The 10,736-nt window shown below is 75.2% G+C and carries 1 protein-coding gene; it reads right to left on the bottom strand.

The annotated features are described in order from the left end of the window. Positions 1-15: 15 nt before the first annotated feature. The gene (locus FB471_RS07460; RefSeq protein WP_141996600.1) at positions 16-10,650 is read right to left on the bottom strand and encodes a non-ribosomal peptide synthetase; all 10,635 of its coding nucleotides are present in this window, start codon (positions 10,648-10,650) and stop codon (positions 16-18) included. Positions 10,651-10,736 lie beyond the last annotated feature (86 nt).

The following is a 10,736-nucleotide window of genomic DNA, read 5'->3' as shown; positions in this document are numbered from 1 at the left end:
TGGCTTGCCTCTGGGTCACGGGCTCTCGGCGATGCGTTCCAGCAGCCGGGCGAGGCGGCGGACCAGCCCGGTCGCCTCGGCTGAGGTCAGTGCGTGGTCGGAGTAGGTCAGCTCGAAGGTCAGCCGGTCGCCGGGCAGTACGGTCAGGGAGACGGCGAACTCGGTGTTCTCCACCGTGCGAACCACCCGCAACCGGCCGTGCTCGCCGAGGTCCTGGCCGGTGCGGTCGCCAGGATAGTTCTCGAACACCACGATGTTGTCGAACAGCGCGTCCGCCGCCCCGGCCCACTCGCGGATGCGGGACGGCGGGTGGGCCGCGTGCTGGTACGCCTCCACCAGGCCCTGCTGCACCTGACCGAACAGCGCGGGCAACTCGCCGTCCTCGTCCACCCTTACCCGCAGCGGCACCGTGTTCAGGCACAGCCCGATCAGGTGCTCGGCACCGGGGATCTCGTCCGGCCGCAGGGACATCACCACGCCGAACACCAGGTCCCGGTTCGCGCAGCGCTGGCTGAGCAGCAGTGACCAGCCTGCCAGTACCACCGAGTGCAGCGTGGCCCTGCTGCGCTCGGCCAGCCTGGCCAGCGCGGCCGTCGCCGGTGCCGAGAGCTCGGCGGTGACCAGCGCGGCCGAACCGCCGTGGGTCGGGCGGCCGAGCCGGGTCGGCGTGGCGCCGGCCAGCGCCGCGCGCCAGAACCGCTCCCCGCTCTGCTCGTCCTGAGTGGACAGCCAGGACAGGTAGGCGTCGTAGCCGGGCCTGCGCGGCGGCGTCCAGGGACGCCCGGCGACCCGCGCGGTGTGGGCGTCCGCGACATCGGCGAGCACCAGCGGCAGGCTCCAGCCGTCGAGCAGGATGTGGTGGTGGCTCCACAGCAGCCACCGGCCCTCCGGGCCGCCGTCCACCCAGTGCCAGCGTTGCGCTCCCGGCCTTGTCAGGTCGAACGGCTCGGCGCGGTCGGCGGCCAGCACCGCGTCCAGGTCCGCCGCGGAGCCGGTGTGCCGCCGCCAGTCCGGTTCCGGTCCGGCGCCGATCACCTGCGCCGGCTCGTCCAACCCGGCACTGGGGAAGGCGGACCGGAACACGTCGGTGTGCGCCACCACCTGCCGCCATGCCCAGCGCAGCGCCGCCTCGTCCACGTCGCCTTCCAGCGCGAACAGGATCTGCGTGTGGTAAGAGGCCGACCCGGGGTGGGCGAGGTGCCAGGCCAGCATGCCCTGCTGCGCCGGGGACAGCGGCAGCACCGCGCGGGTATCGGGGCGGGCGGTCAGCAGCGCGCGCAGTTGTGGCTCGGGCAGGTCCACGGCGGGGAAGTCGGCGGCCACGCAGGCGACACCGAACGGTCCGTCCAACGAGGACACCAGCTCGGCCAGTTCGGTGCGCAGTTCGCCGGCCAGCCGCAGCATCGTGCCGCGGGCGAAGCGGTCGGGATCGCGCAACCACTCCACCCACAGCCCGCGGCCGTCGATGCCGGCGAGCACTTCGATCCCCCGCGGGGTGGCGTGCTCCGCGGCGGTGTCCGCGCCGACCACCTGCCGCTCGGCGCGCGCGAACAGGCCCGGCCCGGGGCCGCCCGCGGTGGAACCGAGGTAGTTCACCACCACCTCCGGTTCGGGCCCGTCGTCGGCCCGTAGCAGGCCGTAGCCCACTCCGCCGTCCGGTACCGCGGCCAGCGCCCTCCGGGTGGCCCGCAGGGCACCCAGCGGATCCTCCACCGTGGACAAGTCGACACGCAGCGGGTGGATACCGGTGAGCCAGCCGACCGTGCCGGTCAGGTCGACCGGGCCGGGCAGGCCCGAACGGCCGTGTGTCTCGCGCAGCACCGCCGCGTGCCGGTCCCCTGTCCACCGGGCGATGGCGCGGGCCAGCGCGGCCAGCAGGAGCTCGTCCACCCGCAGCCGGTGCCGGGAGGTCGCCGCGAGCAGCGCCCCGGTGGCCGGTTCGCCCAGTTCGAGCGTCACCGGTTCGGGGCCGCCGTCGTCGCCCCCTGCGGTGGCCGGAAGCCGGGGCAGGTCCGCGAGTTGCCGTCGCCAGTGCTCGCGTTGCCCGGGGGTGTCCAGGCGTGCGGCGAGCGTGGGCAGGGCGCGGGCGAACTCCGCGAGTGGGGTGGCCGGCTTCGGCAGGTTCACCGGTTCGCCCCGCGACACCCGCCGGTACGCGGTGTCCAGATCGGACAGAACGACCTCCCAGGACGCGGTGTCCACCGCGAGGTGGTGGGCGACCAGCAGCACCGCCTGCCCGCCGTCCGGCCGCTCGCCGAGCAGGGCGGCCAGTACGGGCCCGTGCTCGATGTCCATGGCCTCGTGCACGGGCCGGGCCAGTGCCGCGAGCGAATCCTCCGTCAGCGGGACGTCCGCCACCACCACGGTGGCCAGGGAGTCCGCCGGCGGGGTGAGGACGGCGTGCTCCCGCCAACCCCGGCCGTCCCACACCGCCCGTAGCCGGAAGGCGTCGTGGTGCGCGGCCACCGCGCGCAGCGCCGCCCGCAGCGGCTCCGGCTCGACCCGCTCGATGGGCTCGGTCAGCACGGCCTGGTTGAGGTGGCCTGGCCGGCGTCCCGCCGTGGCCAGGAACCGGCGCTGCGCCGGGGTGAGCCACACCCGGCCGTCCGCGGCGGGGAGCGGTGTCGCCGCGGGCTCCTCGGCCGGCAGCGCCGAGGCCGCGAGGTCGGCCAGCGTCGGGGAGCGCAGCACCTGCCCGAGCTCGACGCGCAGGCCGGCCGCCCGCGCCCTTGCCACCACCCGGATCGCGCTCACCGAGTCACCGCCGAGGTCGAAGAAGTTGTCCCGCGGGCCGATCCGGCGCCCGCCGGTGGCCGGCACCACCTGGGACCAGATGGCGGCCAGGGTGCGCTCCGGTTCGGTGCCGGGCCGGACATCCTCCTCCGGCACCGTGGGCGGCACGGGATCCGGCAGCGCGGCCACATCCAGCTTGCCGTTCACCCCGATCGGCAGTTCGGCCAGCGGCACCAGCCGTGCCGGCACCATCGCGCGAGGAAGCCGTTCCCGCAGTGCCGCGTGCAGTTCGGTGCTGAGCCGGTCGAGGTCGGTGGCCGGGTCGGCAGGCACCAGGTAGCCCACCAGGCTCACCACCCCCGCCGGGTCCTCCCTGGGCAGGACCGCGCAGGCGGCCACCCGCGGGTCGGCACCGAGGGCGGCCTCCACCTCGCGGGGCTCGATCCGCACCCCGGCGATCTTCACCTGCCGGTCGGCCCGGCCCACGAACTCCAGGCTGCCGTCCGCGCGGTACCGGGCGAGGTCGCCGGTGCGGTACATCCGCGCGCCCGGGACGCCGGCGAACGGGTCCGGCAGGAACCGTTCCGCGGTCGCCGCCGGCCGCCCGAGGTAGCCCCTTGCCAGCACCTCGCCGCCGAGGACCAGCTCGCCGAGCACGCCGACCGGCACCGGCATGCCTCGCGGGTCCAGCAGGTACACCCGCGCGTTCGGCAGCGGCCGGCCCAGCGGCACCCCGCCGGGCCCGGGATCGGCGGGGGAGCGCCAGTGCGTGGCGATGATCGACGCCTCGGTGGGTCCGTAGGTGTGGTGCAGGGTGGCGGACATCCGCGCGGCGAACCGGGCAGGCAGGCCGGGGGAGGGGCTTTCCCCGCCGCACACCACGTCCCGCAGGGAGTCGGCGGGCCGCAGTTCCAGGTAGTGCTCCAGCAGGGTGGGCACCAGGTGCAGCACGGCCACCCGCTCCGCGGCCACCAGGTCCGCGATCGCGGCCACGTCCCCGTGCCGGTCCTGGTCCAGCACCACCAACCGGCCCCCGCTGGCCAGCGGGTGGAACATCTCCCACAGCGAGATGTCGAAGCCGACGGCGGCCACCTGCGCCGACGCTTCTCCCGGCTGGAGCGGGTACGCCTGCCGCGACCACAGCAGCTGGTTGGCCAGCCCCCGTTGGGTGCACTGCACGCCCTTCGGCGCTCCGGTCGACCCGGAGGTGTAGCCCACGTACGCGAGCTGGCCGGGCTCCGGCCGGTGGGCCGGTCCGGGTGCCGCCGGGCGGAGATCGGCGATCGCCAGGGTGGGGATCGGGCCGGTGTCCAGGTCGGGCCGGTCGGTGAGCACCGCGTGTGGCCCGCAGTCGGCGAGGATCCGGCGGTGCCGCTCGTCCGGATGCGCGGGGTCCAGCGGCACGTACACCCCGCCGGCCTTCCAGATGCCCAGCACCACGGCCGGCAGTTCCCGGCACCGCCCCATCCGGGTGGCCACCGGTCCCTCCACGGGGAGGTCCTGGCCGCGCAGCCAGGCGGCGACGCCGTCGGAAAGGGCGTCCAGCTCCCGGTAGCTGAGTCCCCCGTCGGAGGCGCTGACCGCGGTCGCCTCCGGGGTGCGGGCCACCCACTCGGCCACCAGGCCCAGCACCTCGGTGGGCCGCTCGGGCAGCGTCCGCCGGTTCGGTTCGACCAGCAGCCGGTGCCGTTCCCGCGCGTCCAGCAGGTCGATCGTGCCCAGCGGGGCACCCGGCCGTTCGGCCACGCCGGTGAGCAGCCGCGCCAGCGCCGAGGCGAGGTGTTCGACGCCGGCGGGCTCGAACGTCTCGGTGGCGCCGCGCACCTCGACGTCCCATCCGTCCGGGGTGGACCGCGCGGTCACCTCGAGGTCGAACGCACCCAGGGTGGGGGTGAGCGGCCGGGTCCGCGCGGTTGCCTGTCCGAAAGGGACGGTCTCGGGGGTGGCGGCGTCGTCGAGGTCGAACACCACCCGGCTGAGGCCGCGCCCGCTCAGCCCCAGGTGCCGCACGATCCGCTGGGTGGGCACCGAGCGGTGCTCGAACGCGGCGAGCACGGCGGCGCGGGTGCGGGCGAGGTGCTCGGCGAAGGAACCGGCCGGGTCCACCTCCGTGCGGATGGGCAGCACGTTCACCAGCGGCCCGACCACCCCGGCCGTGGCGGCACCGTCGCGATCGGCCACGGGGGTGCCCACCACCACATCCGGTTGCCGGCAGCAGCGGGCCAGCCACGCCTGCACGCCGGCCAGCAGGGTGATGAACACGGTCGAGCGTTCCCGCAGGGCCAGCTCGCCCAGCGCGGTCGCGGCATGGCGCGGCAACGGGAGGCGGGCGCTGTGCCGCCCGGGGTCGCGAGGCGCGCCGGGTAGCCGCTCGGCCGGCAGGTCCATCCGCTCCGGCGCCCCGCGCAGTGTCTCGGCCCAGAACGCCAGTCCCGCCTCGTCCGGCGGCGCGGCGCGGTCGGCCGCGGCCAGCGCCAGAAAGCTCGGGGCCGGGTCCAGCCGCGCGGGCCGGCGCTCGACCTCGGCCGCGTACAGCTCGGCCAGCTCGCGCACCAGCCCGCTGGCCGACCAGCCGTCCGCCGCGATGTGGTGCAGCACGATCACCAGCGCGTGGTCGCTCGCGTCGTTCTCGTCGCCGTCCTGGCTCAGCCGCAGCAGGGTCCACCGGACCGGGGGCGCGGCCGCGAGGTCGAACGGCTCGGCGATGAGTTCCCGCACCCGCGCGTCCAACCCGGCGGCAGGCAGGTCCAGCACCCGTAGCGGAACCGGCGTGCCGCAGGCCACCCGCCAGTTCGGGCCGTCGGCCCCTTCCTCGAGTACACAACGCAGCAGGTCGTGCCGGGTGGCCAGTGCCTCGAGCGCAGCCCGCAGCGCCGGCTCGGCCAGCGGGCCGGACAGCCGCAGCACCACCGGCAGGTGGAAGGTGCCGGCGGCGGCGGTGGCCGCCTGCGCCCAGATCCCCAGTTGCGTCCAGGACAGTGGCGCCCACGGCGGCGGGGTCGCGCCCGGCACGGGGGCGGGTTCCGCCGCCGGCGCATCGGCGGCCCAGGGTGCCAGTGCCTCGATGGTGGGATGCTCGAAAAGATCCGGCATCCGCAGCCCGGGGTAGCCCCGCTTGCGCATCCGGCGCACCAGGTCCATCGCCAGCAGTGAATGCCCGCCCAGCGCGAAGAAACTGTCCCGAATGCCCACTGTGGACACATCCAGCACCTCGGCCCACAGCGCGCAGGCCGCCCGCTCGCGGTCGTCCCGCGGCGGCTGGAAATCCGCCGCCAGCCGCGCCGGGACCGGCGCGAGCCCGGCGCGATCCACCTTCCCGGTCGCCGTCTTCGGCAGCGCCGAGGTCACCTCGACCACCGAGGGCACCATGAACGCGGGCAGCCGATCGGCGAGGTGCGCACGCAGCTCCCGGGTGTCCACCCCGGGCCGGGTGGCGACATGTGCTTCCAGGTGATCGTCGCGGGTGAGTACCGCGGCCTCGTCCACCAGGGGGTGCGCGGCGAGGGCGCGTTCCACCTCGTCCAGCTCGACCCGGTAGCCGCGCACCTTGACCTGTCGGTCGGCGCGACCCACGAAGTACAGCACGCCCCGGCGGCAGTAGGCCAGGTCGCCGGTTCGGTACATCGTCCGACCCGTCGCGAACGGGTCGGGCAGGAACCGCTCGGCGGTCAGCCCGGGACGGCTCGCGTAGCCGCGGGCCAGGCCCGAGCCGGCGAGGTACAACTCGGCCACCGTTCCTTCCGGCACCGGCGTGAGATACCGGTCCAGCAGGTAGGCGCGCGTGTTCGGGATGGGCACGCCGATCGGCGGGGGCTCCTCGCCCGGCAGGAGTGCGGCCACGGTGGCCCCGATGGTGACCTCGGTGGGGCCGTAGGCGTTCAGCAGGCGAACCCCGGTGACCCGCCGATGCCAGCGGTCCACCGTCGCCCGGTCGGCCTGCTGCCCGCCGACCACCACCAGCCGCGCCGAACGCGGCCACGCCAGCTCGTCCTCGATCAGTGCCTCGGTGAGGCGTTCCCAGTAGCCGGTGGGCAGGTTCAGCACGGTCACGCCGCTCGCCGCGCACTGCGCGAGCAGTGCCCGCGCCGAGGTGGCCGCCTCCTCCGAGCGCAGCACCACGGCCGCGCCGGCGGCGAGGGTGGGGAACACCTCCTCCAGCAGCACGTCGAAGGTGACGGAGCAGAACTGCAGGGCCCGGTCGGCCGGGGAGAGCCGGTATTCCGATACCGCCCAGCGCACGTGGTCGGCCAGGGCGCCGTGCTCCACCACCACGCCCTTCGGTTCCCCGGTGGAGCCCGAGGTGAAGATCACGTACGCGGGGTCGTCCGTGGCCGGCTCCGGCGGCGTGGCGGCTGTGCCCGCGGTCGGGTCGTCGGGCTCGGCCGGAAGCACCGGTACCCCGAGGTGGGCGAACCGGTCGGTGTCGGTGGTGACCACCCAGCGGGCACCGCTGACCGCGAGCTGCCGGCCCACCCGCTCGTCCGGGTCGTCCGGGGACAGCGGCAGGAACGCGCAACCGGCCTCGAGGATCCCGAGCAGCGCCGCCACCAGGGTGGCCGAGCGTGGCAGGCACACGCCGACCACGTCGCCCGTGCCGCCACCCGCGGCTCGGATCCGGGCTGCCACGGCATCCGCGTGCCGCAGCAGCCCGGCGTAACCGGTCACCGTGGATCCGTCCAGCACGGCCGCCGCCTCGGGCCGTCGCGCCGCGGCCGCCCGGACCAGCCCCACCAGGCCCGGAGCGGGCGGCTCGACCGGCCCCACCAGGCCCGGCGCGGGCGTCCGCTCGGTCAGCCGGGCCGCGCCGATCCGCAGGTTCGGCTCGGCCAGGAAATCGGCGAAGGAGGTGGTGAACGCGTCGGCGAGGGTCTCCGCGGCCGAGGCGTCCAGCGCGTCCTGGTTGAACTCCAGTTCCAGGTCGATCTCGTCCGCCCACGCCCGCGCGATCAGGGTCAGGTCGAAGGCGGTGGTGCGCGCGGAGGGGCGCATCGGCTCCGCGGTCACCCCCGGCAGCTCCACCGGCGGTCCGGGAGAGTCCTCCCACACCATCAGGTGGCGCATCAGCGGGTGATGCCCGCTGCCGCGGCGGCGACCCAGCGCGCCTGCCAGTCGCTCGATCGGCACGGCCTGGTGTTGGTGCGCCGCCAGCACCGCTTCCCGGCACTGGTCCAGTACCTCGGCGAAGCGCGGGTTGCCGCGCAGGTCTGCCCGCAGCGGCACGGTGTGTACCAGCATGCTCACCACGGCCTCCGCCCCCGGCAGGTCCCGGTCGGCAACCGGGGCGCCGACCACGACGTCGTTCGCGTCGGAGAACCGGTGCAGCAGCACCTGGAACGCGGCCAGCAGCACCATGAACGGGGTGACGCCACGCGCGGAGCACAACTCGGCCAGCGCGGCCGCCCGCTCGGGGGGCAGCAACCGCAACACCCGCCCGGCACGGTGGCCGTGGTCCGCCCGGAGCCGCCGTCCCACCGTGAGGTCGAGGTCCAGCGGCACGCCGTCCAGCCTGCTGGTCCAGTAGTCCAGGATCCGCGCCGTCTCCGCTTCCCCGCCGGGGCGTGCCACGGTGGCCAGCGGGTGCGCCGGGGGGTCCAGCCGGGGCGCGCGGCCCGCACGGGCGGCCGCGTACAGCTCGTGCAGATCCTCCACCAGCACCCGCATCGACCACCGGTCACACACCAGGTGGTGCAGCACCAGCAGGAAGACGTGCTCCTCCTCGTCCAGCCGCGCCAGCCGGGCCCGCAGCAGCGGCGGCCTGCCGAGGTCGAACGGCTCGGCGAGCATCTCCTCCTCCGCCTCGGCCACCCGCGTCGCGCGCGCCGCCGGGTCGAGCGCGCGCAGGTCCTCCCGGGAGAACGGCACCTCGGTCGCCGCTCCGACCAGCAGCCGCGCCGGCTCGGTGTCCTCGGCCAGCGCGCTGCGCAGCGTCGGGTGCCTGCGCACCAGCCCGTCCAGCGCCGCGCGCAGTGCCGTCTCGTCGACCGGGCCGCGCCACCGGGTCAGCACCGGCACGCTGAACAGCCCGGGGCCGCCGAGGAACTCCTCCTCGAACAGGATCCGCGCCTGCGCGCGTGACAACGGCAGCTCGTCCGCCACGGTGCTGACCGGCACGGGTTCCGGTTCGCGCTCGCCCGCCGCCAGTTTCTCCACCCGCGTGGCGAGCTCCGCCACCGTGCGGGCGCGCAGTACATCCGCCAGCGACAGCCGCACCCGGTGCCGGTGCCATACCGCGGCCACGGTCCGCGTGGCGATCAGGGAATGCCCGCCCAGGGCGAAGAAGTCGTCCGCGGCGCCCACCGAGCCGACGCCCAGCAGGTCGGCCCACAGCGCGCACAACTCGCGCTCCAGCTCGGTACCGGCCTCGCTCACCGGCCCCTCGACCCGGTCCGGTGCCTCCGGCAGCGCGGCGCGGTCGACCTTGCCGTTGGGCATCAACGGGAAGCGCTCCAGGAACACCCAGCGGGTCGGGACCACCGCCTGGGCCACGCGGTCCGCGAGGTGCTCGCGCAGCCGCTCCGGCTCGGCATCCCCCTGGATGTAGGCCACCACCCGGTGCCCCTCGGTGCCGTTCCCGGCGCCGGCCGGCCGCACCGCCGCCCGGTTCACCGCGGGGTGCTGCTGCAGCAGGGACTCGATCTCGGCCGGGTCAACCCGATGCCCGCGCACCTTGAACTGATCGTCCAGCCTGCCGAGGAACAGGATCCTGCCATCGGGCAGCCTGCGGACTCGGTCCCCGGTGCGGTACAGCCGGCCGCCGCCCGCGGGGTCCAGCCCGAGCGAGTCGGGCACGAACCGGGCCGCCGTTTCCGCGGGCAGGCCCAGGTAGCCGCGGGCCAGCGCGGCGCCGCCGATCACCAGCTCCCCGGACTCGCCCAGCGGGACCCGCCTGCCTTCGGTGTCCACAATGGCCATAGCGGTGTTGTGCATCGGCCGGCCGAGCGGCACCGCGTCCGCGGGATCACCGCGCCGGCACTCGTCGTGTACCACGGTGATCGTGGTCTCCGTGGGACCGTAGGCGTGTACCAGCCGCGCGTCCGAGCGGTCCAGTAGCCGATCCCGCAGCGAGGGCGGTACCGACTCCCCGCCGCACACCGCCAGCCGCAGGTCCAGCCGCTCGCCGTCCGCCATGCCGGCCAGCAACTCGTCCAGCACCGAGGGCACCAGGTGCGCGACCGTCACCCGGCGGGCACTCATCAGCTCCTGCAGGTACGGCACGATGCCGTGAACCCGGTGTTCGGCAAGCACCAGCCTGGCCCCGGCCAGCAGCCCGGCCAGCAGTTCCCACACCGAGATGTCGAAGCTGGGGGACGCGGTCGCCAGCAGCACGTCCCCCGCTCGCAGCGGGTAGGTCCGCTGCCACCACAGCATCCGGTTGGCCAGCGCGCCGTGACTGACCAGCACGCCCTTGGGCCGCCCGGTGGAGCCCGAGGTGTACGTCAGGTAGGCGGCCTGCTCCGGTTCCGGTTCCGGCCACCCTCCGTGCCCGTAACCCCCGGAGTTCCCGGCCTCGACCGGCAGGGTCGGCACCTCGATCGGTGGCGTGCCGCCGGACACGATGGCCACCACCGGGCGCGCGTCGGCCAGCACCGCGGCCAGCCGGCCCGCGGGCCACTCCGGGTCCATCGGTAGGTACACCCCACCCGCGCGGAAGACCGCGAGGCAGGCCACCAGCAGGTCGAGACCGTCCTCGACCAGTACCGCCACCGGGCGCTCCGGCCCGACCCCGGCCGCGCGCAGCCGCTCGGCAAGCGCCGCGGACCGGCCGGCCACGGTGGAGCAGGAAAGGGACCGGTCACCGCGCATGGCGGCCACCCGTTCGTTTCCTTCAGCCAGGACCGCGGCGATCAGCCGCCACACCTCGCCCGGCCGGTGCTCGATCCGGAGTCCCCGCTCCCCGTCCTGCCTGCTGTCCGCCATAGCCGTTCCAGGCTAGGAAAACGGCTTATCGGCGCCTTATCGTCCGGCGTCGGTTCCGGCAAACCGATCGATAACCGGGCCAGCTA

Source organism: Amycolatopsis cihanbeyliensis, assembly GCF_006715045.1.
GTDB lineage: Bacteria > Actinomycetota > Actinomycetes > Mycobacteriales > Pseudonocardiaceae > Amycolatopsis > Amycolatopsis cihanbeyliensis.
This window is presented reverse-complemented; position numbering and strand designations above follow the sequence as displayed.